The organism is Pedobacter sp. MR2016-19 (assembly GCF_014947265.1).
In the GTDB taxonomy this organism is placed as follows: domain Bacteria; phylum Bacteroidota; class Bacteroidia; order Sphingobacteriales; family Sphingobacteriaceae; genus Pedobacter.
In genome coordinates this window covers 181,070-207,603 of sequence record NZ_JADCNK010000002.1, presented here as the reverse complement: position 1 = coordinate 207,603, position 26,534 = coordinate 181,070, and the positions used below count along the sequence as shown (strand labels likewise).

General features: G+C 39.8%; 20 protein-coding genes and 1 tRNA gene. 8 read left to right on the top strand and 13 right to left on the bottom strand.

Annotated elements, in window-relative coordinates; all coding sequences use genetic code 11:
• Positions 1-316: 316 nt before the first annotated feature.
• The 6 genes from IM793_RS03205 to IM793_RS03180 all read right to left on the bottom strand — a co-directional run bounded on the left by IM793_RS03205 (position 317) and on the right by IM793_RS03180 (position 9,530).
• Positions 317-1,396 carry a cellulase family glycosylhydrolase gene (locus IM793_RS03205; RefSeq protein WP_193419712.1) on the bottom strand — a complete coding sequence of 360 codons (1,080 nt, stop codon included), beginning with the start codon at positions 1,394-1,396 and terminating at the stop codon, positions 317-319.
• Positions 1,397-1,411: 15 nt separating this feature from the next.
• Complete coding sequence (locus IM793_RS03200; protein WP_193419711.1) at positions 1,412-2,449, bottom strand: family 43 glycosylhydrolase; 1,038 nt, start codon at positions 2,447-2,449, stop codon at positions 1,412-1,414.
• A gap of 117 nt (positions 2,450-2,566) precedes the next feature.
• Positions 2,567-3,532: a glycoside hydrolase family 43 protein gene (locus tag IM793_RS03195; protein ID WP_193419710.1), complete on the bottom strand. Its 966-nt coding sequence runs from the start codon at positions 3,530-3,532 to the stop codon at positions 2,567-2,569.
• A gap of 156 nt (positions 3,533-3,688) precedes the next feature.
• On the bottom strand, positions 3,689-4,390 hold the full coding sequence (locus tag IM793_RS03190; RefSeq protein ID WP_193419709.1) for a DUF3823 domain-containing protein: 702 nt from the start codon (positions 4,388-4,390) through the stop codon (positions 3,689-3,691).
• Between the two features lie 12 nt (positions 4,391-4,402).
• The gene (locus IM793_RS03185; protein WP_193419708.1) at positions 4,403-6,307 is read right to left on the bottom strand and encodes a RagB/SusD family nutrient uptake outer membrane protein; all 1,905 of its coding nucleotides are present in this window, start codon (positions 6,305-6,307) and stop codon (positions 4,403-4,405) included.
• 19 nt (positions 6,308-6,326) lie between these two features.
• Positions 6,327-9,530 carry a TonB-dependent receptor gene (locus tag IM793_RS03180; RefSeq protein ID WP_227256122.1) on the bottom strand — a complete coding sequence of 1,068 codons (3,204 nt, stop codon included), beginning with the start codon at positions 9,528-9,530 and terminating at the stop codon, positions 6,327-6,329.
• Positions 9,531-10,846: 1,316 nt separating this feature from the next.
• Between IM793_RS03180 and IM793_RS03175 the strand changes: the two genes are divergently transcribed.
• The 8 genes from IM793_RS03175 (at position 10,847) to IM793_RS03140 (ending at position 18,673) form a co-directional block, all read left to right on the top strand.
• On the top strand, positions 10,847-14,020 hold the full coding sequence (locus IM793_RS03175) for a two-component regulator propeller domain-containing protein (RefSeq protein WP_193419707.1): 3,174 nt from the start codon (positions 10,847-10,849) through the stop codon (positions 14,018-14,020).
• Complete coding sequence (locus IM793_RS03170; RefSeq protein WP_193419706.1) at positions 14,005-14,829, top strand: response regulator; 825 nt, start codon at positions 14,005-14,007, stop codon at positions 14,827-14,829. The genes IM793_RS03175 and IM793_RS03170 overlap by 16 nt, the downstream gene beginning before the upstream one ends.
• A gap of 660 nt (positions 14,830-15,489) precedes the next feature.
• Positions 15,490-15,930: a DoxX family protein gene (locus IM793_RS03165; protein ID WP_227256121.1), complete on the top strand. Its 441-nt coding sequence runs from the start codon at positions 15,490-15,492 to the stop codon at positions 15,928-15,930.
• A gap of 172 nt (positions 15,931-16,102) precedes the next feature.
• Positions 16,103-16,189 (top strand) — tRNA-Ser (locus IM793_RS03160).
• A gap of 332 nt (positions 16,190-16,521) precedes the next feature.
• A complete protein-coding gene (locus tag IM793_RS03155; RefSeq protein WP_193419704.1) occupies positions 16,522-16,791 on the top strand; it encodes a hypothetical protein in 270 nt (89 codons plus the stop codon).
• Between the two features lie 90 nt (positions 16,792-16,881).
• Positions 16,882-17,259 carry a carboxypeptidase-like regulatory domain-containing protein gene (locus IM793_RS03150; protein ID WP_193419703.1) on the top strand — a complete coding sequence of 126 codons (378 nt, stop codon included), beginning with the start codon at positions 16,882-16,884 and terminating at the stop codon, positions 17,257-17,259.
• A gap of 270 nt (positions 17,260-17,529) precedes the next feature.
• On the top strand, positions 17,530-18,246 hold the full coding sequence (locus IM793_RS03145; RefSeq protein WP_193419702.1) for a hypothetical protein: 717 nt from the start codon (positions 17,530-17,532) through the stop codon (positions 18,244-18,246).
• A 10-nt stretch (positions 18,247-18,256) separates the two neighbouring features.
• The gene (locus tag IM793_RS03140) at positions 18,257-18,673 is read left to right on the top strand and encodes a hypothetical protein (protein ID WP_193419701.1); all 417 of its coding nucleotides are present in this window, start codon (positions 18,257-18,259) and stop codon (positions 18,671-18,673) included.
• 397 nt (positions 18,674-19,070) lie between these two features.
• On the opposite strand, the gene IM793_RS03135 is transcribed toward IM793_RS03140, so the two are convergent.
• The 7 genes from IM793_RS03135 to IM793_RS03105 all read right to left on the bottom strand — a co-directional run bounded on the left by IM793_RS03135 (position 19,071) and on the right by IM793_RS03105 (position 26,496).
• Positions 19,071-19,616 carry a transposase gene (locus tag IM793_RS03135; RefSeq protein WP_193419700.1) on the bottom strand — a complete coding sequence of 182 codons (546 nt, stop codon included), beginning with the start codon at positions 19,614-19,616 and terminating at the stop codon, positions 19,071-19,073.
• 249 nt (positions 19,617-19,865) lie between these two features.
• The gene (locus IM793_RS03130) at positions 19,866-20,828 is read right to left on the bottom strand and encodes a helix-turn-helix transcriptional regulator (RefSeq protein ID WP_193419699.1); all 963 of its coding nucleotides are present in this window, start codon (positions 20,826-20,828) and stop codon (positions 19,866-19,868) included.
• 3 nt (positions 20,829-20,831) lie between these two features.
• Positions 20,832-21,812 (bottom strand): AraC family transcriptional regulator, encoded by a 981-nt coding sequence (locus tag IM793_RS03125; RefSeq protein WP_193419698.1) that lies wholly within the window; start codon positions 21,810-21,812, stop codon positions 20,832-20,834.
• A gap of 123 nt (positions 21,813-21,935) precedes the next feature.
• Positions 21,936-22,844 (bottom strand): class A beta-lactamase, subclass A2, encoded by a 909-nt coding sequence (gene bla / locus IM793_RS03120; protein WP_193419697.1) that lies wholly within the window; start codon positions 22,842-22,844, stop codon positions 21,936-21,938.
• 39 nt (positions 22,845-22,883) lie between these two features.
• Positions 22,884-23,792, bottom strand: coding sequence for a DUF5106 domain-containing protein (locus tag IM793_RS03115; RefSeq protein WP_193419696.1), 909 nt, complete (start codon positions 23,790-23,792; stop codon positions 22,884-22,886).
• A 72-nt stretch (positions 23,793-23,864) separates the two neighbouring features.
• Positions 23,865-24,992, bottom strand: coding sequence for a clostripain-related cysteine peptidase (locus IM793_RS03110; protein WP_227256120.1), 1,128 nt, complete (start codon positions 24,990-24,992; stop codon positions 23,865-23,867).
• A 34-nt stretch (positions 24,993-25,026) separates the two neighbouring features.
• Positions 25,027-26,496 carry a FimB/Mfa2 family fimbrial subunit gene (locus IM793_RS03105; protein WP_193419694.1) on the bottom strand — a complete coding sequence of 490 codons (1,470 nt, stop codon included), beginning with the start codon at positions 26,494-26,496 and terminating at the stop codon, positions 25,027-25,029.
• Positions 26,497-26,534: the final 38 nt, after the last annotated feature.

Genomic DNA, 26,534 nt, shown 5'->3' with positions numbered 1-26,534 from the left:
TGTTTAAGTTGGGTTTGGCAATGTTGTTAATTTAAGTAGGGAATAGTTTCCTAAGCGTTTATTTGTTTCGTAAAAGTCAATATAAATTACTTTTTTTGAATTGATAGGCTGCGAGGAGTCGTCATTCCCAACCCGATTGGGAATCTTAATGCAATAAGCTTTAAGATTCCCGCCTACGCGAGAATGACGACCCTTTACTGAAATCTGTAAATGGTAGCCTGTAGAAGGACTTTTTTCAACTAAGGGTCTTCGACTCCGCTCAGACTGACAATAATTTTTATGAAGTTCTTCTTCGGGTCTTCCCACTGACAATAATTTATTTGTTATTGAGTTTTTTGATCAGGTTAACTTCGTCCTGGCGGTATGGTGTACCATCGGGCTGAAAAATCTCGTGAAACCATTCGATCGGCTCAGATCCATCGGCAAGTGGGGTATCCCAGGCATATTTGGTATTGGTTTTACCTGCAGCGAAACCCCAGTTTATAGCGCCAACATTTTCATTTTTAAGCATTGGCAAAATGTTAGAGAAACGGCTATTGCGTGATCGTGCCATGTATTCAGTGCAGATCAGCGGTCTGCCGCTTGCTTTTAACAGGTCAATGGTACGCTGGTGCCATTCTGGCGCCTCATAATTATGATAAGTTACGATATCCGAATTGGCGAGCTGTATGGCATTCAGTTTTTCAAAACCCCAGCTCCACAAGCCAATTGAAATCGGTTGATCGGGATTAACTGCACGTGCCCAACTGATGGTTTTGTTTAACAAAGGAATAGTTGCTTCCAATTTTCCGCTGTTTCCAGGTTCATTATATAAGTCCCAAAGTAAAATCCTTTTATCGTGTGCAAAATAGGTAAGCACATCTTTTACATATTTTTCCAGTTCCGGGAAGTTGGCTTCTTCTTTAAAAGCCGGATCACCGGGATCCTGTAACCAGCCCGAATTGTGGATACCGGTTTTTGGTTCAGGTTGTTTGCCAATGGCGGAAGTTTTATTCCAGCAATCGTCGAAAAAAACAAACATGGGCTTAATGCCATGTTTGTGGGTAATGGTTAAAAACTGGTCCATGCGTTTTTTAAAACCTACTGGATCCTGGCTCCAGGCTTTACTGTATAAAAACACACGAAGCGTATTAAAGCCGATGCCTTCTGCCCAGCCAAGTTCTTTATCAATCAAATCGGGCGAAAAGGTATCTGCCTGCCACATTTCCAACTGGTTGATGGCATTAGATGGAATGTAATTTGCGCCAGTTAGCCATTTGTGCTCGCTATACCAGGCATTGGCTTTTTCTACGGACCAAACTTTTGCAGGATCAGCATTTTTCTTTGTTTTTTGTGCAAAGCCCGTGCTGATGCTTAGGCTCACTGCAGCAAGGAGAACATAGTTTTTTAGGTTCATATCGGTTATATCTGATTATTTATTATGGTGGTTTGATGGTGCGGTTAAACTTTCGCCCGGTTTTACAGGAATACCAAAATTAGGGGTAACATCAGCATTCCAGGTAAATTTTTGTGCCCTTGGAGAACGGAAGCCACCACAGCCCTGCCCTGGTTTATCGTTGGCATGGTAAAGGATCCAGTCTTCTTTCCCATCAGGAGATTTAAAAAACGAATTGTGACCAGGGGCATAAACGCCATCTTTTGGCGATTGTTGAAAAACAGGTTTATCGGCTTTCGTCCATGATTTTGGATCGAGCAGGTTGCTTTTTGCTGAAGCCGAAAGCATGCCCAGCGCATAAAAATCTGTCCAGCAGCCACTGGCTGAATAAATGATGAAGATTTTGCCACCGTGCACCAAAAACTGTGGCCCCTCATTTACATCAACGTGGGCACCACCACCCAGATCGCCTATTTTTTCCCAGTCAAATTTTGGGGTAGAAATTTTTACGCGGTTTCCATCTACCGTCCACGGATTTTTAAGTTTAGCCATAAAAATTTCCTGTTTACCGTTTTCATTTCCTTCCCAGCCCGACCAGATCATATACAGTTGGCCTTTAAAATCAATTACATCGCCATCAATGGCCCATTTATCAGTAGGATCGGCAACCTTGCCTTTAAATACCCACTCCCCTTTCATTGGATCGGCCGAAGCATTTTCTAAAACATACATGCGATGGTTTTCATTTTTTCCATTATCAGCAGCAAAATAAGCATACCATTTCCCCCTTAAAAACATCACCTCAGGTGCCCATATTTCTTTACTGTACATCGTTCCGGCAGGTGCTTTCCAAATGGTTCTCCGCTCGGCATTTTTAAGGCCATCAATGGTTTTGGTTTTCCAAAGATCTACACGGTTACCAGTGGTATGGGTATAATAGTAATAACCATCTTTATAATAACTATAAGGATCGGCACCGGATGGCAACAGAGGATTGATAAATGTTTGTGCATTTAACCCTCCCATCACTAACAGGCAAAGTGCGAAAAGTAATTTTAGTTTCAATTTATTCATTTTTAAAGCTTTACACCTGCTATTTTTTTCAGGCTGCTGCATTTTATCAATCTTTAAAAAAAGTAATTTCTTTTCTGAAACCAGCCTTCTTTTGTTTCAATATTTCTACAAAAGCAATCAATTTACGCCCTGCATTAAAAAGCGGAAACTTTCCGGGTCGAACTGCATCTGTTCAGTACCGTTTTTATCTTTGATAAAAGCAGCTTTTATAATAGCTGTAGCCCTCGGGGATACTTTTTGATTGTTATAATGGGTATGAAATACATACTGCAAAGCCCCGTTTTTATCGGTAAAAAAATCGCCATGACCGGTTCCATTAAATTTTAACAACTTCCTGCTAATGATCGGGTTTTCCCCATATTTCGTCCACGGCCCCGTTGGTGAGCCCGAAGTAGCATAACCCACCGCATAATCGGGATTTCTGAAATCGTTTGCAGAATAAAAAAGGTAATAAAGCTGATCTTTTTTGAGTACCGTTGGGCCTTCGGTTACCGGCCAATCGGTTTTTGCGGTATTTTCCCAGAATTCGGTTCCAGATAAACATTCCTTTGCAGTGTTCGGGATGACATCCGAAAAATCAGCCTTCAGTTCGGATACATAAATCCGGTTGCCTTTATCAAGTTTGACATGGTAGAGGTAATTTTTCCCGTCAGCATCGGTAAATACAAACGGATCGATCTGTTTCCCTGTTCCAGAAATGGCTTTTAATGTTTCCTGTTTAAATGGACCTAAAGGACTTTTGCTCTGAGCAATAGCAATCTGCTCATCGGCGGTGTAGGCCATATAATAAGTATTTCCCCTTTTAAATACCTGTGGAGCCCAAAAACCCTTGCTACCGAAGACATCACCCTTTTTTAAAGCAAATCCATTATTTTCTGACTTTTTGCTCCAGGTTTTAAGGTCTTTTGAAACATAAACCAAAAAACCTAGATCGCTACTCGTACCATATAAATAATAACGGCCATTATCTACAAAAATGGTCGGATCGGCAAGATAAAGGGTATCATTTAGCGGTTTTGCAGACACGTTTTTACCGATAGAAAATACGAAGAAGCATAAAAAAAAGGCGAAAAGATATTTCATTTAATATGATCTGCTAAGGGTAAGATATTGATTATTAATATACTTATTTTGATCGTCATTCCCAACCTGATTGAAAATCTTAATGCCTAATGATTAGATTGGCTACATGCTCATTAAGATTCCCGCCTGCGCGGGAATGACGAAAATTTAAAAAAATTAAAAACCTATTTTACTTACAGGTGTAAAAATCAGATCGTCAACACCGGCAATTTTAACACCTATCCTGGCAAAAACATAATTTTGAGTGGGTGTTATGCCTGGGATTGTAACACTCATGCTCAGGTTGTTGAGGTCGGCGATGGCTGCACCACTGATCTGCTGGGTAGCGATATTATTGCTACCATCTACAAATTGTGTTTTGTTAATGTACAGTGATACATTTTCAATATCCTTGCCATCGGCATTGGTGATGATTTTTTCAAGTTTGCAAAAAGCATTTATTTTACCTGCTGCAGCGGTAAGTGTGGCTCCGCGGATCATGTAGTAAGGCATTACCTCAATATCCATGGTTTTACTACCATTAATGTTTACCGCAATGCTATCCTGTCTTCCGGCAGCATTCTTTTTCCATAAAAAAGGCCCCTGGTTTGGAGAAAAAACCAATTTATAATCTCCGTTGAATAATTTAGCAGAATAGGTTCCATCCTGGCTCACATTAACATTCAGCGCGGAATAATTCCCAAAACCCGACTGCCAGAGTTCGAAATTAACCTGACCATATTGAACACTGATGGGCTCTCCTTTATAAACGATCCGTCCGGTAAAATCGGCTTCAGGTGCTTCGTAGTTATCTTTTTTACATGAAGCAAAAAGAACGGCAATAAGTGCCCCTATCATGAAATAAAATCTAATTTTCATATCTATATCTGCTTATTGGTTAGGGTTTCTTACAATTTTAGGGTTTCCGTTAAGTACATCCTGCCCGATTGAAGAGTAGTAATTTCCGATACGGAAACGGTGTGCAGCGGTTACACGGCTTGGTTTAATCACTTTAAAAATATATTTCAAATGGTTTGCGTTGCCAGGATTATAATATTTGTAAGGCCACAAACCAAATACCTGCGTACTGGTGCGTGTTGCGCTGCCAATGTTATTTGCATTGATAAAATCGGCTGCAGACATGTTATTGCCGTTCCAAACTTTATCAGCCAGTCTCCAGCGTTTCATATCCCATAATTCATGACCTTCAAAAGCAAATTCTACTTTACGTTCGTGTACAATACGGTCGAAAGTAATCTCTGCCGGGGTTAAAGCAACAGTTAATCCTGCACGATCTCTTACTTGTTTAATATAGTTAGCTGCTGTAGTGGGATCGCCCAGTTCAAAAGCTGCTTCGGCTGCATTTAACAATACCTCGGCATAACGGTAACGGATCCACCAAACATCACTGCGGGTACCGATCTGGCCTGAACCTGTTGCCGGATCTAAATATTTGCGGACATAAAAGCCTGACTGTGCACTAAATTCGAGTCCGTCGACAGGACCATCAGCACCAACCACCTGTACCGAACCTGCATTGCCCGGAAGAACATTCGTTTTGTTCTGTCCGAAATTATCGCCTGTTACGATAGAACCATCTGCCAATTGGTAGCCAGCCCAGATATCAACGGTTTTGCCTTTAAACTGCGTTCCCGGCAGAATTACCGTTCCTGCCAAACGTGCATCGCGACCTGCAAAAATATCGGTAATACCACTATAGTAAACCGGGTTACCACTTCCATCAACCGAGGCCATAGATGCATAAGTATTATCCAGTTTTTCGAAAGACTGAACCAGATTTAAGGATGGATTTAAACGCCCGCCCTGCGCTTCTTCAGCAGAAGAACGTGGCTGGTTATCGATGGTAAAACCGTGAGCCTTATTGGTTTTCAATTTAAAATCTTTAGCAAAGATCACTTCCGGATTACTGCCTTTATCAGTAAAAAGCGCGGCGAAATTTTCAGATAAATTAGGGTTCTTTTTGTAAAGCGAATATTTGCCGCCATCGATAATCTCTTTTGCGGCAGCTAAGGATTTGGTAAAATAAGCATTGGCCAGACCCGATGATATACCCACTTCTCCACCTGGCAAGCTCAACTGCGAGTTGCTGTATTTGGCGATTGAACCCGCATATAATGCTGCTCTTGATTCCATGGCTAATGCCGCAGCTTTTGTAGCCCTGCTCTGTACAGTCGGATTATCAGGCAGTATGGTTTTTACGGCTTCCAGTTCTGAAATCACGAAATCATAAATTTCGGTTTCTTTTGCCCTTGGAAACTGTAGGTAACTTGGGTCGCCGCTATAATTATAATCTAAAACGGTTGTGATCAACGGCACACCGCCCATTGCTTTTACCATTTCGAAATATACCCCCGCCCTGATAAAACGCGCTTCGGCAAGGAAACGGTCGCGGTCTTCTGCTTTTAACGCGGTAGATTCCTGCCCGCGTTTAATAAACATATTCAGGTCACGGATATAACCGTAAACACCCATGTCCCAGTATCTCCAGGCATCATAACCATACTCTAAATTCTGGTGACGGAAATAATCACCGCTGGCGGAGGCAAAACCTTCGTCAAAAACGGCAAAAGTCCACCATGCCTCGATCGTCTGGTAATCTGGATAGCGGTCGTAAAGATCGCCAACAACGGTAAGCACCAGGTTTGGATCTTTCCATACCGCATCAATGGGCAGGGTACTGGTAGGTTGTTTATCTAAAAATTCTGAATCTTTTTTACACGACTGCGCAAAACTCAAAAAGGCGATGGCAGCAAATGCATATATAATTTTTTTCATCTGATTAGTCTTTTTCATGTTACAGCGTTAATTTAATACCGATATTAAAAAACTTGTTCTGTGGGTACTGTAATCCGTTATCATCTGCAATTTCAGGGTCTACACCATAATCTTTCAGGTTATCGATAGAAAAGAGGTTATATCCGTTTACATAAACCCTGGCATTCTGGATCTTGATTTTTTCGGCCCATTTTTTTGGTATAGTATAACCGACCTCAAGCGTACGGGCACGCAGATACCTTACATTGTGCAGCCAAAAAGTAGAGTTTTTGTTGTAATTGCTGTGTCCGCCATCATTAAATCGTAATGCAGGATATTTCCCAGGAATCCATGCGCTGTTCAGGTCGTATGGATTGGTGCGGTGCCAGCTGTCATCAGCAAAACTTTGCAATAAAGCACCTGTGTTCTGAAATGCCCAGCGCTGTTCCCAATTCTGGTTCCACGAGTACAAGGCACCGCCAGAAAAATCTGCTGAAAAATCAAAGTTTTTGTAAGAACCGCCTATGGTGAAACCAAAGCCAATGTTCGGCTGACCTTGTGTGGTATATCCGATCGGTCTTTGATCCAGGTCATTAATCACACCGTCGCCGTTCTGATCTTTATAAATTAAATCGCCCGGCAATAAAGATCGGTTTCCCTGCCCATCGATGTTTACTTTGTAATTATTGATCTCATCAACGTTCTGGAACTGGCCGGTTACCTCATAGCCCCAAAAAATATCGGTATAACGCTGGTTGTAGCTATTTCTGTAATTGTCCCACGAGTTACCGTAACGCGGTTTATACTGATCTAAAAATTTTCTTCGGCTAATGGAAATATTTCCGCCAACATTGTAGTTAAATTCTCCTATCTTATCCCTGTAATTTAACGCAAATTCGGCTCCGAACTGCGCATCACTTTCCAGGTTTTCTGCTGCCAGTGGGTATCCCAATTCAATTGGCACCACCACATCATTTTTAACCTGCTTTAAACCGGTACGTTTTCTGTAGAAATAATCTGCAGTTCCGCTAAGTTTACTGTTAAACAATGAAAAATCTAAACCGATATCTGTCATTTTGCTTTTCAACCAGCTTAGGTTATTGATGATCGGTCCTTTATCCCTTGAAGTGGTAATGTTCTTCCCATCCAAAATCACAGTACCTTGGTTGTAACGGTAACCAGGGATGTAAGCAAAAGGGTCAATACCTAGATCATCATCACCAAGTACACCATAGGAAGCACGGAGTTTCAAATCATTTAGGATCGTACTTTCACCTAAAAGCGATTTCATAAATTTCTCCTGGGTAATTCTCCAACCAATGGATGCTGAAGGGAAATAACCTACACGCCTGTCGGGTGCAAACTTCCATGAGGCATCTCTACGGCCAGAAAGTTCCAGGTAATATTTATTGTCATAATTATAGTTTACCCTGGCCACGTAACCAATACGGGCTTCTTCTTCCTGGATATCAGCAAAATCCTGTCCATCCATATCTGCGAACTGCAAAACAGGCAGAATATTGGTCTGTGGTACGGCATGCTGGAAAGTATAGGTTCTAAAACGGTCTAAACGCTCCGCTACCAAAACGCCACCAACAGTGTGTTTACCAAAAGTACGGTTGTAATTGGCCTGTAACTGATAAGTATTGGTGTATATTTTTTCGTTTCTGCGCTCCCTGTATGGGTTAGAGCTTCCAACTTTTTCTTCGTAAACACCAGTTTCCGGATGATAAGTATAGACATTGTAAGTATACTCATGGCCATTGATTACGTTATCGGCGATGTAATAAGAGTATAAACCTTTTATCTCTAAACCTTTTATAGGCGTATCATAACTTGCTGATAAATTGGTCTGTAAAACCCTCCAGTCTGATTTCCAGTAACCGGTTAAGGCCTTGCTCTGTACGGCAAATTGTTCGGTATTGTGTCCGATATCATTCGGGTAATTTGGATTACCATTTGCATAAGCCTGTTCAGTCGGCCTGTTTCTCAAAAGCGCAAAACGGGCAGCAAAATAATCGTCACCACCCGGTACACCTGGCTGATCGCGACTTTCGATACGGCCGTTGATCAACATCCCTACTTTAAAACGGTCAGTTATTTTAGCTTCTATATTACTCTGGATGTTGGTCCGGTTGAAATCGAATTCACGTTCCGTTCCATATACCCCTTTCTGATCAAGGTGTGTACCCGAAAAGTAATAATTCACTTTGTCGCTACCACCGGAAGCACTTAAATTAATTGAAGATTGCGGTGCATTTGGCGCAATGATGATATCTCTCCAGTTCTGACTCTGATAGCCATATTCTGTTCCGGCTTTCCATTTTTCAAGTTCGGCCGGGGTAATATCTGTTTTGCCGTTCTGGTTTAATTCTGCGGTAGCCTTTCCCAACATCCATTGGTAAGCATCGGTAGTTTCAGGGAAACGCACCCAGTTCTGCCATCCGGTATAAGCATCAACACTGAAGGTATTACGAGTACTGTTTTTACCTCTTTTAGTGGTCACTAAAATTACCCCGTTAGCAGCCCTGCTACCATAAATAGCAGCCGAAGCATCTTTTAGCACACTGATGGTTTCAATATCATTGGGCGAAATATTATTAAACTGCCCTGCATCCTGCTGGATACCATCAATTACGTATAATGGATTACCCATGTTACGGATCTGGATGTTGGCACTTGATCCAGGTCTACCATCAGGCATCCTAAACGATACCCCGGGCAGTTTACCAGCAAGGCCAGTACTCACGGTTGAACCGCCATGCACTTTCTCGAGGTCTTTACTGCTAATGGAAGAGATAGCCCCCGTAATGGCTTCTTTTTTCTGTGTGTTATATCCCACTACCACCACTTCTGAAAGATCGTTGTTGGAGGGTTTAAGTTTAACGTTAACCTGCGAACGACCTGCCAGCTCAATTTCCTGGTTGACGTAACCTACATAAATAAAAATCAGGGTCGCATTTTTATCGGCCACCTGGATTTTAAATTTTCCATCAGCATCAGTGGTTGCCCCTGTGCTGGTACCTTTAATTTTAATGCTGGCACCCACAACTGTTTCACCCTTTTCGTCAGTCACGGTACCGGTCACGGTGCTTTGTTCCTGTGCACTAAGCTGAAATGAAAGCAGGAGTAAGGTAATTGAGGTAAAAATAGCAGAGAGGATTTTGCGTTTCAAAAACATCTTTTGAAGCAAGTACCAATCCATGCGTACAAAGCCGCCATAGTAGAGTAAACTTCTTTTCATATTTGGTTAGGAATTTGGTTAAATACTAGAAGTAAATGGTTTTAGTTCGATTTAATTCTTTTCAAAGATTCGGTTTTTAGCATTAGCGCGGGATACGTATTTGTATCAATATTTCTCCATTTTGTCTCGATTTGTGTGGAGGGATTAAAGAAATATAATTAACCACAGATGAGAAGGATACACACAGATAATTTACTTATGGTAAAGTTTTGCAATAAGTTAGCTACAGATAAAAAAGATGCACATAGGTTTTACGTTTTATCAGGTTTAGTTAACAGAGGTTTATAATGCAGTGGGTTTTGCGTTAGGGATTGTAAGGGTTCAGTACCGATCCTTCATCGGTACCGGAGCGAAGCGCAGCCCTGAAAAGCCCGACCTTTGCGTAGCTTAGGTAACGCCCAAATAAGCTTGTAGTTGACCATTTGTAGTTTTGTCGCGTTACCGATATGTTGCTGAAGTGGTCATTGTTTTTTTGGAAATGATGGGGCTAGCGCATTTCGGTTAGAGAAGCCCTGCTATCTCTTCAAGTCCTCTCCCGATGAAAAATCGGGCTCCGGGCTTTCCGTTCTATCAGGTTTATTTAACACAGGCCTGTAGTCCTAATTTAGATCAGACCTTGCAGTGGGTTTTGCGTTAGGGATTGTAAGGGTTCAGTACCGATTCTTCATCGGTACCGAAGCGAAGCGCAGCCATGCAAAGCCCGACCTTTGCGTAGCTTAGGTAACGCCCAAATAAGCTTGTAGTTGACCATTTGTAGTTTTGTCGCGTTACCGATATGTTGCTGAAGTGGTTATTGTTTTTTTTGGAAATGATAGGGCTGGCACGTTTCGGTTAGTGAAGCCCTGCTATCTCTTCAAGTCCTCTCCCGATGAAAAATCGGGCTCCGGGCTTTCCGTTCTATCAGGTTTATTTAACACAGGCCTGTAGTCCTAATTCAGATCAGACCTTGCAGTGGGTTTTGCATTAGGGATTGTAAGGGTTCAGTACCGATCCTTCATCGGTACCGGAGCGAAGCGCAGCCCTGAAAAGCCCGACCTTTGCGCAGCTTAGGGACCGCCCAAATCAGCTTGCAATTAACAATTGACAGTTTTTCAAATATAGAAAAATTGAGTTCCTAAGGCTGCTCCAAATAAAAATGAAATCGTTTATCATGGTTGCAACCACATAACATTCTTATATTCCAGTTTTAACTATGGAAATTTGCCCTGTAGCACAAAACCGATCTGTCTCAATTTTTCTACGAATCCTCTCAAACTTAAATTAACCTGAAAGCAAAACATTTCTTTAATATATTTGAAGCTACTGACCAATATATCTTGAAAAAACTCATCATCCTTTTATACCTGTTATTTTCGGCCAACCTGCTTTGGGCACAACCTTATTATTTCAGGCATTACCAGGTAGAGAACGGACTTTCTAATAATACGGCCTTTTGCAGTGTGCAGGATGGAAATGGCTTTATGTGGTTTGGAACTAAAGATGGCCTGAACCGGTTTGATGGATATTCTTTTAAAACTTACCGCCACGATACTGAAAAGGCAGGCAGTTTGGGCAATGATCTGATTTCTGCACTTCACCACGATCAGCAGCAAACACTTTGGGTTGGTACAAACAACGGCGTTTATCAATACAATGCAACAAAAGAAAACTTCGCCATTATTGCAGCAACTAAAGGGATGCGGATTACAGACCTGGCGAGCGATTTGCGTGGAAATTTATGGATTCTATCTTCATTCAAGATATATTTATATCAAAAGCGTACCAGGAAACTACAGGCTTTTGGCCTTAATGCACCGTTCGATGCCTCCCTGGTAACGATTTTAAAGGATGGCAGTGTATGGATCAGTACCGGAAAGGGAACGTTGGAAAAATACAATCCTAAAACGAATAATTTTCAGCAGTTTAATATTAATGGCAAAAATGCCAAAACCGAATATGGCTGGGTATCCAGAATTGCAGAGACTGAAAATGGAAATTTATTGGTTGGCACGACCAATCAAGGTGTTAAACTTTTCAACCCTGTTACCTTAACATCAAAAAATATACTCAGATTAAACGACGACCAAACACCAATTTTTGTTCGGGATATCAAAAAAACAGGCCCGCATGAATTTTGGATTGCTACAGAATCGGGCATTTACATTTATAATGATGAAAGTGGGGCAATTATCCACCTCAAAAAACAATATAATAACGATTATTCTTTAAGCGATAATGCCGTTTATAGCATTTGTGTCGACCGTGAAGGAGGAGTTTGGACCGGAACCTACTTTGGAGGAGTAAATTACTATTCGAGCCATACTTCGCTGTTTACCAAATACTTTCCGCAAAAAGGTACAAATTCAATCAGTGGAAGCGATGTGAGGGAAATTACAAAAGATCGGGATGGCCATTTATGGATTGGTACGGAGGATGCCGGACTGAACAAACTCGACGTAAAAACAGGGGTGTTTAAACACTTTTTACCAGATGGAAAACCGGGAAGCATTGCCTATTCCAATATCCACGGATTATTGGTTGACGGCGACAAACTCTGGATTGGCACTTTTGAACATGGCCTGGATGTTTTAGACCTGAAAACAGAAAAGGTAATTAAACATTACCAGGCAGGTGTTGGAAATGCCTTACGTACCAATTTTATTGTTACTTTTTGTAAAACGCGGTCGGGTGAAATTTTAGTTGGAACCATCAACGGGATTTATCTTTATAATCGCAAAAGAGATGATTTCGACCCTATTGCCGGCCTCCCATTTATTTTTTACGATTCGGTTATGGAAGATAGTAAGGGCAATATCTGGGCGGGCAGCTTTAACGATGGTGTATTTAAGTTTAACTTATCCAGACCAGGCTATGTGAACTATCGGAATATTGCAACAGATGCGAAAAGTTTAAGCCATAACAGCGTAAACAGTATTTTTGAAGATAGCAAACAGCATATTTGGGTAACTACGGATGGTGGTGGACTTTGCAGGTTTGATCAGAAAACACATCAATTTAAGCGTTACGGAATAAAAAATGGTTTCCCCAGCAATTATCTGTTCCGTATCGAGGAAGATGCGGTGAATAAGTTCTGGATCAGCAGTACACGCGGCCTTATTCACTTCGATCCTTCGACGGGATTAAGTAAAACCTATTCTAAAGCCAACGGATTACTTACTGATCAGTTTAACTACAGTTCTGCCTATCAGGATGAAGATGGACGAACGTATTTTGGAAGCGTAAAAGGGCTGATAAGCTTTAATCCGGCCAATTTAAAGGCAACAAATTATGAGCCCCCGGTATTTTTAACCGGGTTTCAGATCAACAGCTTGGAAATCGGTTTACATGGGAAAGATTCTGTTGCTAATACATCGATTGTTTATGCCGATACCATCGAACTTAACCATAACCAATCATCTTTTAGTATCGATTTTGCTGCCTTATGTTATTTATCGCCTGAAATGACAGAGTATGCTTATAAAATGATGGGGCTTTATAAAGATTGGGAGTATTTAAAAACCAACCGGAAAGTTTATTTTACCAAACTTGCCCCTGGCAATTACATTTTTGAAGTGAAAGCTTTGGTTGAAGGAAGCAGCACCTGGAGCACCAAAAATGTTAAACTTCTCATCAAAATACGTCCTCCTTTTTACCTCAGCCCCCTGGCATATCTGCTTTATTTGATCGCAATAAGCGGGATAATTTTCTTCCTGGTGCGCAGGTACCACCGAAAAATTGCACTCAAGAACAGCAGGCGCATGGAAGTTTTTGAGCATGAAAAACAAAAGGAAGTTTATCAGGCGAAGATCGAATTTTTTACCAATGTTGCCCACGAGATCAGGACACCGCTTACCTTGATTATCGGACCGATGGAGAAATTGATTAAACAGGCCGATGCCGTGCCCGCAATAGAAAAGAATTTACGCATTATGGGTCGAAACACGGATAGGTTGCTCAAACTAACCAACCAATTGTTGGATTTCAGAAAAACCGAAACCAGCGAATTTTCGCTGAACTTTGTAAAGGCTGATATCAGCGAGATATTAAAGGATATTTTTCTCCAGTTTCAGCCCGCAGCCGAGCAACGGAACATAAATTATACCATCAACTTGCCCGAAAAAGCATTCCAGGCCTATATCGATGTAGAAGCTTTTTACAAAACCATCAGCAACCTGGTTGACAATGCCATTAAATATGGAAAAACGACAGCTGAAATCAGTTTAACGAAATCAGCAGAACAGGATAAATTTAAAGTTTGCGTTAAAAGCGACGGCAATAAAATACCTACAGAAATCAGGGAGAAGATTTTTGAGCCTTTTTTCAGGGCTAAAGAAACGCAGATCACCACTGGAACTGGCATAGGTCTTTCCATTTCCAAATCGCTCGCACAGCTGCATAGCGGCGAGTTGTACCTGGATATTAATGACCATCATTTTAATATATTTGTATTAGAACTGCCCATCCATCAACTTATTGAATTTAACCTGAACGGGAAATGGAAGAAATTGTAGGTACGCTCACGATGAAAGATCAACAGGAAATTGAGAAAAACGTGGTATTATTGGTCGATGATAATGAGGATATCCTTGATTTTATTTCGGATGACCTGGATGAAAAATACCATGTTTTACAAGCCAGAAACGGCATAGAAGCCCTGGCAATATTGCAGCGTGAAATTGTTCAGCTCATTATTAGTGATGTAATGATGCCCGAAATGGATGGTTTTGAGTTTTGTGCAAAAGTGAAATCGACTATGGAGTTTAGCCATATTCCCGTTATCTTGCTTACCGCAAAAAATTCATTACAATCTAAAATTGAAGGTTTAGAGCTTGGCGCCGACGCCTATGTAGAAAAGCCCTTTTCGCCCGAGTTTTTACAGGTGCAGATTTCCAGTCTGCTTAAAAACAGAAATAAGATCAAAGAATATTTCTCCAATTCTCCCCTGCTCCACCTGAAAAGCATTGCCCATTCTAAGGCAGATGAGTTGTTTTTGGAAAAATTACAGGATACCATTAACAAAAACATCAGCGATCAGGATCTGGATGTAGAACACCTGGCGGAAAAGATGAATATGAGCAGGCCAACCTTATACCGGAAAATCAAATCTATTTCTAACCTGAGTCCGAATGAACTGATTAATTTAGCGAGGTTAAAAAAAGCTGCTGAACTTTTAAATGAAGGGCTACTGAAAATTTACGAAATTTCAGAAATGGTGGGGTATAGCTCGCAATCGCATTTCGGACGGAATTTTGCAAAACAGTTTGGAATGTCGCCTACTGATTATTTGAACAGCAGTGTTGCAGGAAAGAAAAAAGGGTAATTTTAAAGGATTACCAAGTATTGATGCGTGTGTAAACATAGATAAATCGTCATTTCGAGCGGAGTGCAACGTAGCCGAGAAATCTATACATACAGATCTCTCCCCAAAAAGTTCGTATCGTGTGGAGGCACTAATTATAATATTCTTATACCGCTCCATGCCGCGGGGCATGGTACTTTGGAGCGCCAAAGTACCCAAAGCGCTTTGCCAATCCAGCAATGTGGCTTCTCACCGCCCACGCACATCAAAAAACAGTGGCACTTCGTTTTGTGTTCAATTTATATTAAATTTTGAATTCATTGCTAATGAACACAAAACCACTGCGTTTCAGGCTTGGCAATGCTATTTGGGTCATTGTGCACCTGTTTTTTGATTCTCCCGCCACCTGGGATTGACGGCGTCCTTCGGTAAAGACTGTGGTTTATTAAAGTCAGCTAGTATGATGCCCAAACCATTCTTAAAAAAGATGTGTCCACACGATAGGCCTTCGCGGGATCCTATAGCTAGCTATCGGATGACGAACTTTCATTATTATTCTCGTCACCTTCTCACACCTCAATTCCTTCCATTTTCCATCTCAAAATCAAACATTTAACCAGCCATTGTTATTATCTTTTATTATGCGTAAATTGTATTAACCAAAATATATAAGTTATGAAAATGCTTAAGAAAATCGAGAACTGGGGCGATCATCACCACCCAAAATGGTTAGATTATTTTAGAATCTTATTAGGCCTTATTTTAATCTGGAAGGGCATTGATTTTTACATCAATATGCCGGCATTTAGCAACCTCATGCGGGGTGCATTTTTAGGCACCGCCATCAGCATCAGCTTACTGGCACATTTCATTATCGTATTACACCTAATTGGTGGTTTAGCCATTACCCTGGGTACCTATACGCGTACATTTTGCCTCATTAATTTACCTATACTAATCGGGGCCGTATTCTTTATCAATATTTCGGGAGGCATTTTTAAACCCTACTCAGAATTTTGGTTTTCGGTTTCAGTACTGGTTGGATTAATCTGTTTTGCCATCGAAGGAAATGGAATTTTATCGGTCGAACACGAGAAAATCTTGCCAAAACAGACAGCATAATTCAAAATACAAACACAAAACCCCAACATAAACGGCTTAAAAAAGCTGTATATTGATGCTTTTTGCTTTTTTTATACCCACTAACTAAATGATTAGCAAGGCTTAAAATATTAATTAAATTATTTAAGTAGAAATTATTTGCAGATTTGCTTCAAGTTTGTACTTTTGCGGCGGAGAGTTGGCAGAGTGGTCGATTGCGGCAGTCTTGAAAACTGTTGACTTGTTAAAGGGTCCGCGGGTTCGAATCCCCCACTCTCCGCAAATGTATAATCAAAATACACAAAAACGCTTTAAACTTATGTTTAAGGCTTTTTTTGTTTATAGACCATAGCAAAATCACACAATTTTTCGCAGTTTAAGGTGCCCTTTTAAACTCGCACCACTGGGGCACCCTATCCTTATAACCTGAGTTCGGTTATTAAAAAGCATATAACTGATTAGTTTTTACAGTTTCGTATTTGATTTATCAAAAATAACACAGCATCGCATTGAGCATTACATGAAGAAAGACTTATACCGTAATGCAGAAAACACTTTAGATAACCTATACGTACTTGATACTTTCAAAGATCTGCTGATTGGTTTAGATGAATGGAATATAGTTATCCAGATATGTTAGTGGAATGGCAAAAACAAAAGCGACCGAACCTAAACGATGTGCAGCATATTGAAATGACAATTGAATTTAAGGATGATATTGCCGCCGGATTAATGGAGTATGGAGATCTTCATAATATCACATTTTCAACACCTGCAGAAAAAACACAATTTTACAGCGACATGGCATGGGGAGGATTAGAGGCTACCCCTGCATACAAAGCACTTTCAACTGCTGATAAAATAGAATTCAGGATACTATAGTTGCTGAGCAATACGGTACAGATAGAAACGGAACGCCTAAGGTAGGCAAAGGCACAATATCGGGATGTTAAATATTTAAATACTATAACTATGAAAAAAGGAATTTTGCTTCTATCGCTAATATACATTGGTTTAGCTAGCTGCTCGATAAACCGTCAAGGCACATATACTCATTCTTTATTTAAAACTAAAGGTGATAAAGTAGTTATTACTGGAATTGTGTATGATACGGAAAAGACCAACCGAGTATTACCAGGTGTTGCCATTAAATCTACTGATACAACATTCCTGACAAGTACTGATAGGAATGGTCAATACAAGCTTGAAGTTAAGCCAGGAAAAACTATTTTACGCGCTTCCTACATCGGATATTTACTTTCTTCTACTATGCCACTTAATCTAGTAAAGGGTGATTCTTTAGTTATTGATTTCGTATTGAAAGAATCTAATGAGAGAACGATAAACTAAATCACTAATAATCTCTAAAATAAAACCCTGAAGGCTTAAACCCTGAAGGTTTTTTTTTATGAATGGCGCTTTGGTGTAAACATGCCTTCTGCATATTTTTCACACGCGACACACATGCGCCAGCGAGGGCAATATGTAGCGAATATTCTTATTCAATTGTATTTTTTATCATTAAAAAATATTAGATTCGTCATGCGGTTTAATGTCTTATTTTACTCTCATTACCGATCTATTTCCAAATCATCATTTTACTAAACTAAATTAACAGCTATGAAAAATTTATTAAAGTACCTACTACTTTTAAACATTGCATTGTTCTCTGTGGCTTGCCGCTCAGATAAGGATGGTCTTCTAGATGAACCACCAATTACGGCACCCACTGAATTTTACAAAAACGCAAACCAACTGGCTGCGACCTATGATCCTTCAAACACTGTAAGCCAGACGATGAGGGATCAGATTTACGATTTATACAAGAAACAAAAGTGGGGCGAACTGGAAACGCTATTTATAAACAACAACTTAAACGGAAAATGGCCACCTGCAAACGGAGGTTACAATACATTAGATGATACACCAATCACGATGGGACAAAAATACGATAGATACAGTGGTGCGATTGGAACCTACAGCGGAACAGGAGCTCCGACCTTGGGAGGAAGTTTTACAAGTCCAATCATCAATGGATATGTGTATACCTTTGGGCAAAGAGCCTTGAATCAACCAGAAAATACTTATGATTTTTATTATGAAATCGAAGTTTTAAATAATTCATTAAATTTCAAAGGCCAAACAGCAGATATTATTCCCTGGTTTAATCAGGTGGGCAATGGTAAGCAGACCATGTGGAAAATCCCGATCGATCCAGCTACTGGCTACCAAAAAACCTGGAATAAATTGGCCCAGGAAGGGTATATTAAAGTAACAATTAAGAAAAACCCGAGTGGAAAATACCCGGGAGCTGTGGGCGTAGTTATTGCACAATAAAATCATTTAGATGTATTCCATTTCAAAAAAAATATTCATTGAAAAACAGGTTTCTGTTGCCAAAAGCATGTTCAGTAATGCAGAGATCGGTAACTCAGCAGCAGTAAAATTCAAATGTTGTACCTGTGGCCATGAAAATACCGTTAAAATAACACCTTATGAATCAGGCTTTCCGATTTTTCAATTGTACAATAACGAAAAGGTTTTAGCTAAAAATGAATTATTAAAAAATAAAATTGTCTCCGAAACCTCCATAAATTTACTTCACTTTGGAGAATTGACAGTGAATGATTTACCAACATTGTACTTTGGAACAGATTGTCCGTCTTGTCATTCAAAATATATTTGTGTTTTTAGCTATGGTGAAAAACAACCTGGACTAACTTTGCTTACCATTTCCGGCGTATGGAAATATAACGAAATTTAAGCTTGGATATATCAAAAATTGCCATTTGTTTTTCAGCAAAGTGTCCAATTTTTCTACGTAAATTGATCAAGCAACTTATTTTAAGCGGTTTTAAGGCTTAAATTACAAGACAAATTATTCTTGTAAATTTCCTTAATAATGGCCAAAATTCCTTCCAGATGTTGCAGAGGCATCCCCTCATCCCCGCTGAAGAAACAAAAGCCTGAAATAGAGATATTTCGGGCTTTTTTCGTTTCCGGCATACCCAAGACATGCATGAATTTACATAGTTCTGGTGAGTGATTCCCGAGCTAGTGCGAGCTTGTAGCTCGTATCCAAATTAACTTAAACCATATCAATTTCTAACAAACCCTTTTCCCCGAGCTGGTGCGAGCTTGTAGCTCGTATCCAAATTAACTTAAATCATATCAATTTCTAACAAACCCTTTTCTCCAGAAAAATCTATTGCACTACTATACTTCCAATGGTAATCTTCTGTTACAAAGCCTGCCTCAACTGGATTGTTGTGAATATAATCGACTTTTTGATCAATTACTTCATTTGACCACAGCTCAATAGGCTTGTTATGCTGTTGCCAAAACTGGCCATTTGTTACATTACTGGTTTTGTCTCCTGCTCGTTTAAACATCCAAAGCAGCCACTCTTTTCTGCTTTCTTGTATATTTTCACTAATCTCCTTCTGAAGTTTCTTGGATGTATGTACTTTAAAGTCGCGTAGTACATCGCCTGGATTATTATTTTTTGCTCTAAATATTAAATGTACATGACTAGGCATTATGCACCAGCAATAAACTTCCATGCCTTTATTTTTTCTACAATAATCTAAACTCTCTATCAAAATGTTAAAATATTGTAACCTAACAAAAACATCAATCCAATACACAGTTGCAAAGCTGACAAAATATAGCCCCTCTTTGTTATAAAACTTATATTTTCTGCTCATTTTGTTCTGTTTATCTAATTTACAGCAATTTAGATAATCTATGATTATTATGCTTCGAAAATTATGAAAGTTTAAGATTGCGACTTTCTAAATTTTAGAACTATGGCTTTTCTATATCGATACGAGTTAAAAACTCGCACCAGCAGATTTTATCTAATTGCAATCCGCTCGGACTGGCAGGGGATTTCAAGTTTGAATTAATCCCTCAGTATCGGTCAGCTTGGTTAACCACCAAACATTTAGAATGATCTAAACGCTTACTTTTTTCACAAAAACATCGCTTGGAAGATATCCAAAGTTTTTTTTGTAAACAGCAGCAAAATGTCCAGGCTTGCCGTAGCCAAGTTCAAGAGCTACATCTTTTATTGAAGCAAAAGTGCCTTTTTGCAACAAGTTATTTGCCAGTGATAGTTTCTCTTTTGTGAAAAACCTTTGAGGACTGTTGTTCATCATTTTGGAAAAAATAATTTTATACTTGGAAATAGACATACCCGCTATCTCAGCCAAAGTTTCTAAACCCGGAAAATCCATCAACAAATCACTAGTTAAATACTTTACTGTCTCCATAACCCCTTTAACATCGGTATTCGACATTTTATGATCTGAAGTTTCCAGTTCCCTCACCCTATTTAACGTATTGGTCAATACCCTGAGTGCAACGCCTTTTAACAGCAATTCATAAGAAGGTGTATTGAAAGGACGGTCTTTCAGCTCATTAAGAATTAACCGGCTGGCACTATCCACATGGGTATTAAAAAAGAGTGTAACCTCGCCCACAATGGAGTTGATGAGCTGTTTACTCGCAAAAATACGAAGGCTGTAATACCTTTCCCCCGGCGAAGGGATTAGCGTACTTTGTGTATCAGAATCTATAAATCCCATACCAATATCTGAACTGTAGCGCACTTTTTGTCTATCACCTTCTACAATGCGTGTGCTAAATCCTTCATTCAAATCAAAATACATCAGGTAAAGAGGTTCGCGACTGGCCATCCTTGTAAAGGCCACATCAATATGATAAACTACATCCATCAGCAATACAGACAGGCCAGGCATTACCGCTAAAAATAAAGAAAAGCCGGTAGCTGCACGGCCATCATGAATCATGTATTTATCGTCGATTAACTTATTCCCCAAGCCATCTACGATTTCCTGCTGCCATTCAGCCGTTAATTCAAACCTGTGTTTGATATGTAAAGTTCCCTCTTTCATTGGTTAAAAATGATTCAGGTAATCTTTAGGTGGTACATTATACAAACTTTTAAATTGATCCGTAAAATGCGAAGCTGTAGTAAAGTTAAAATGATCGGCCACCTCACTTATGGTGTGTAAACCAGTTTCGAGCATCTCACGGGCATGAAATAATTTATTTTCTAAAAAAAAGGAATTCGCTGTGTTACCCGTGATTTTTTTGAATAAAGTCTTATATTTTGTTTCTGACATACAGGCACGGGCGGATAATTCTTTTATTCCCGGAAATGGTCTTCTCAGTGCTGCAATTAAAAAAGACTGAGATTCGATAATTCCAACCAGATCTTCTTTTGATACCTTTTCAATCAAAATTTCCTGAGTTAGTATTCCATCCATATACTCACTGAGTAAGGAATAAACAATGCCTTTAAGGAGTGTTTCATACAGGGGATCCTGCTGATTGGCTTTGCGTAATTCATCAGCAATCCACCAGGACCGATTACTTCCCCTACTAAAGCGGATAAATGTATTTTGCTCGGGATCAAATAAAGCACCCAGTATTTGGTCGAACTGTGGAATAAATGAAAGCTGACGTTTAATTTCTTCCTTTAAAATAAAAATGGTGATGCTATAAACTTTGCTGCCTTTTTTAATTTCATAATCGACATCCATACAACTGTCTACAAAAGCCTCGTTATACGCCCAGCGACCAACTGATTTTAGCTCTTCGTTTAGAATAATTACGGCATTACCTTCCGTAAAATCATAGTGCAGGGTTACAAAATCACTACTTTTATTTCTGTAGCGAAAAACGATAGAGGTGTTATAGGTTACGTCTGTAACATATACGGATATATATTCATTTACTTTTATAGCATAACAGGTTCCGGATTGTAATTCTTCGGGAATGCAGATGAAGTTTCCATCAACGTAACCATTGAGCTGAACCGACAAGTCCTCTGTCCATGATAAATCTACACCGTGATGCTGTATGACTTCTCTCATGAGACTAATTTAAAGAAAAATCTGAAGATCAGAAACCCTAGAACCAGTGACTGAGTGCAGTATAGAAAAAAAGCATTAAAGACGTTTGGTGGTTTTATAGCAAACACCGGAAATACAAATATGTTATTTCGAAAAATAATCCCAGGCGGCTTTACTGCACTCGGCAATGATCTGATCCGTTACTTTTTCCTCTTCCTTTGTCATTGATACAAAAACAGCAATGGCAAAATGTTTCCCATTTGGTAAAGCAACAATACCAATATCATTGCTTGCCGTTGTAATTCCTGCTGAATTTATACCAGAACTACCCGTTTTATGTGCCACTATGGTTCCTTTAGGGAGTAAACCTTTTATCTTGTTTGGCCCTGAAACAGTTTTTACCATAATATCCCAGAGAAAATCACCAGAAGATTTAGAAAGTACTTTCTTGTCGTAAAACATCTTCAGCAATTGTACAGCCGAGAAAGATGTACTCCAGTTCTTAAACTGAACTTTTTCATCTAAATGCATCTCCTCCTCTGTGGCTACAATGGCTACATCTTTTAGGCCAATGCCGTGGATAAACTGGTTTACCTTTGCTAGCCCACCAACTAATCTGAACAAGATGTCGCAACCGTTATTATCGCTTTGTGATACTGTATATCCCAATATTTCGGCAAGCGGAATATACACGTTACCTTGAGGATATTTATCCCTAAGGGGGCTCCAGGTACTGGGTAAAAGATCTTTAGCTTTTACAAGAATCTGCTGATCAAGCGTCAACTTACCTTCATCAACCTGTTTTAGCACAGCTAAGGCCAGATGAAATTTATATACACTTTGCATTGGATAATGGACTGTTCCATTAAACCCAATGGTATCCGCATTCTGGAGATCAGCTACCGCAAAACCTATTTTAGCGGCGTGTTTACCGGCGATGGTTTCGATTGCCTTTTTTAAATCCTGTTTACGTTGTTGCGCAAGGATGTTAATTGAGATAAGCAATAAGCATAATACAATCCAAACCTGATTCGGAACTTTAAAACATTTCATATCTATAAATATATATTTTACATCGATTTTGACCGCTGATTAACCAATTTTTTTATTTGCAATCGTACCCAGGGTATCCATAACTACATCAATATAGGCATCTTTCAGTAACACTTTTTTATCTTTGTCCAGCAGATAAAACGTTGGAAACGCCCGTAAATCGTATTTTTTTTGTTTGTGTATTTGCTGCTTATCGCTGCCATTTATCCATTCGGCAGGTATTGAAGAGGCATAGTCCTTCCAAAGACCAAGATTGTCTGCTGTGTAAATAGCCAATACCTGCAATTCTTTTTTACGCTGCATCGCTTTCAGCATTTTGCTATTGGATAGCTGGCTGATGGTTTCCCTACAGTTTTCACAATCGGGATCATAAAAAAGCAACAATGTGAGCGGGGCATCTATCTTATACAAACTACCTTGATCAGCAGAAGGTGTGCTGTAGTTAAAATCTTCTGCTGCATGGCCCAACCTATTTTTATATAACATGCTCAACTGGTATTGTGACCTTATCTTATATCTGGCATCTAACCGTTCATCTTTTATACAGTACTCCAACACGGAAATATACTGCTCTTCGTTCCTTAGCGGAGAATCAGGATGATCAAGATATTTTTCGATAAGACTGATAAAATGATCGAATAAGGCCTGATTGGTTAACATTTTATCCAACAAAGTGATTAAACCATCATGAGCTGAACCTGCCGATGTTTTATTTAGCAAATACAGATAATCAACCAGTTGTTGCTCGCCCACCTCTTTTCTAAAAAGTGTTGCCGTATCACTCACATTGAGGTTGTCCCAATAGTGCAGTATGGTATCATTAATGGTTTCTTCGAAATTACCGGTTACACCTGGCTTATCCTGGTGGCCTGCCTGTTTTGAGGTGGAGACATTGCAGGAGTTAAGTAAACAAGGGATAAACAAGCCTATTAATATCAGATTTTTCATTTGTTTATTTTTTTCTTCAATAGCGATGAAGCTGTCATGATTTATAATCATGATGGTTTCATAAAATAATCTTTAATGGGTTACCGCTACCGTCCACTTCAATTTCTTATACGCTGTATTCAGATATCCGAAATCTTCCTGGGGAATGTAGCTGGTTAAACCGCTGAATTCGTGTATTACAAAACCACTATACCCCAATAGAAACCGGGGAGTTGCAGCTTTGTATACCACCGTATTTTTTAGCAGGATGGCTAATTCGTTATGGCTTTCGGGCGGAGATAAGCGACGGTAATAATCTTCGAAATCGAAAAACAGGCGATGCGTCTGGTACCTGTCGAAATGCTGTACCTCCTTTAAATCGTTTGCGGAAAAAGTACCATCTACATGCTGCCTTACCCATGCCGCAAGCGCGGGTAATGTTCTGGTATTTACAACAGCAACCGTTGCTGCACGCAAATCACCTTCTTTTTGGTTGTAATGATTAAAATACAGTTGGGCAAAGGATACCAAATCTGCGGTTGGCTTATAAAGGCAAGGCAACACCTTCGGGTAGATTTCTATAAAACCCGGAGAAAGTATCTCGGCAGAGGAGGCCACAATATAATCTGTTTTATCTTTAAGCTCATAGGCTACCTCTATCCCTGCCATAAAACAGCTTTCAAAAACCATGAAATCAAAAAAATGGTCGGGTATGGCTGCTGCAAAATCTGGCAGTTCCATATCTTTATCGCTATCCTGTAAAATAGTGCGGGGCATAATCAGCGTACGCTCGGGCAACCAACCCGACGCATGCGAAAAGAGCACCAGTCCATACGAATCTGCGGGCGCTTCTTTTACAAGATCCTGCAATACATCTTTAAATACACCGCTGCTGGCTGCATTTCTGTTATTATATGTCTTCAGTGTTTTGATTTCTCCATGCCCGTTATTGCCAGCACTAATTTCCATTAGCTTTGGACTTATACCTTTTGCAGCCTGGAAAATCAACAATTTGCCCATGCCCAAAGTGTAAGATGTTTTAAGCGCCTCTATTTTGTCGTAAGTTTCGTTGCTCAGATTATTGTTACCACCCATGTAAACCAACACCGTGCGATTACTTTCAGGAGAAGTATTTACAACAGGAGATACCATGTTAGCATCCTTTTTACAGGATATAAACATCATCAGCAAGCCACATAATAAATAGTTTTTTGTTTTCATGTCCATTTAAAATAAGATTCCGATCAATTACAGCCTAATTTGTATTGCGCTGGGTTATGGTAATTGTTTTACTGATCCTGCCAATTGTTGTATTTGCATCGCCAAGCCTAACGGTGATTTTCCCCGTTCTGGGCTTGGAAGCGCCTAGGTTACTGCTGTTGATATAGATCAGCAAACTCCATTTACCGCTTGCAGAATCCATTTCTGTAGCAACACTTATCCAGCCTGTATCTTTAGGGTTCCGGTATGCATACCATGAAGCACCTAGTGAAGAAATTCTGATACGGATAACCTGCCCGCTTGCCGCACCCACCTCAGCCTGATCTGTACTTAAAGCCAATAGGTACTGGCCATCTGTGCTGATTACATTTAAGCCACCATCATCTAATTGCTTCAGTTCTACCTCCATATTTATGGGAATGTTATTCTGTGCATCGGAGATACTGGCATAACCAGCTCCGCCTACGGCAGTAATATTAACGGTGTACTTATAATTACGCAATAAGGGTATGGCGTTGCCTGACCGATCCATAAAAGCAATCCGATAATAGGTATCCACAGCACTTCCCTTATACCTCCCACCAATTATTAATTCTGTACCGGTGGTTTGGTTTGGCTGTAATGAACTTTTAGGACTTTCAAAAGCATAGATTTCCTGTTGCAGGCTTTTGCCTGGAGAAAGTACCCGATAGGTAACCGGGCTAACGTTTCGCTGTGCTGCTGGCGGCATGCTTTCTGATGTTACCGTATTTCCATTAAAGTTATTGCTCAAAGGTGCAATTAACCCCTCAGAATAGCTATTAACCAAATTTACTGTACTGAGCTGAAAGTTTGACACGGCAGTTTCTTTAAGAACTACATCTATACGGGCCAGACTTCTTACCAGTGCAATGCTGTTTAATGCAGTTGTATTTGCAGTAATAACAGCAGGTTCCGTTTCACCCCACATCGGAAAAGCATCATAATTTGTTACGGAAGTGGCATTCCACTGACCCATTTTAGAGAAAGCCAATTTTGCCATCACTGCTTCTTTACGCTCCCCTTCATTTATCGTTATTCCGTTAAGTTGCTCACTTACATTGGCCAGCACTACAAAGCGGTAATTATTGTCGTTATCTATTTTAAGACTGGCTTTAAAACTTTTACCAGCACTATTTGCACCATCAGGTGTTGAAATACCGGTTCCTGTTACACTGTATGCAAAGGTTTCACTTTCATTTTCCAAACCTTTATTCGTTACTTTAAATGCCAATACGTTTACTGTATTTATTGCATTCTCTTCGTTTTCGGTAATGGCGTAGGTACTAACTGCTTCTGCATGGCCGGGCAGCTGCACATTAAAATCTACAGCTCTTGTGTTTCCGTTCCATACCTGTGCGGGCAGCATCTCTTGTTTCCGGCAGGATAGCATATTTATGCACCATACGATAGCAACCATTACATACCCTGTTTTTAAGACAGTATATGGCCATTTTTCCGTTAAGTTATAGCTGAATATTTTCATTGGAATATAATTTGTCTTTTATTGGTTAATGAAGCTAT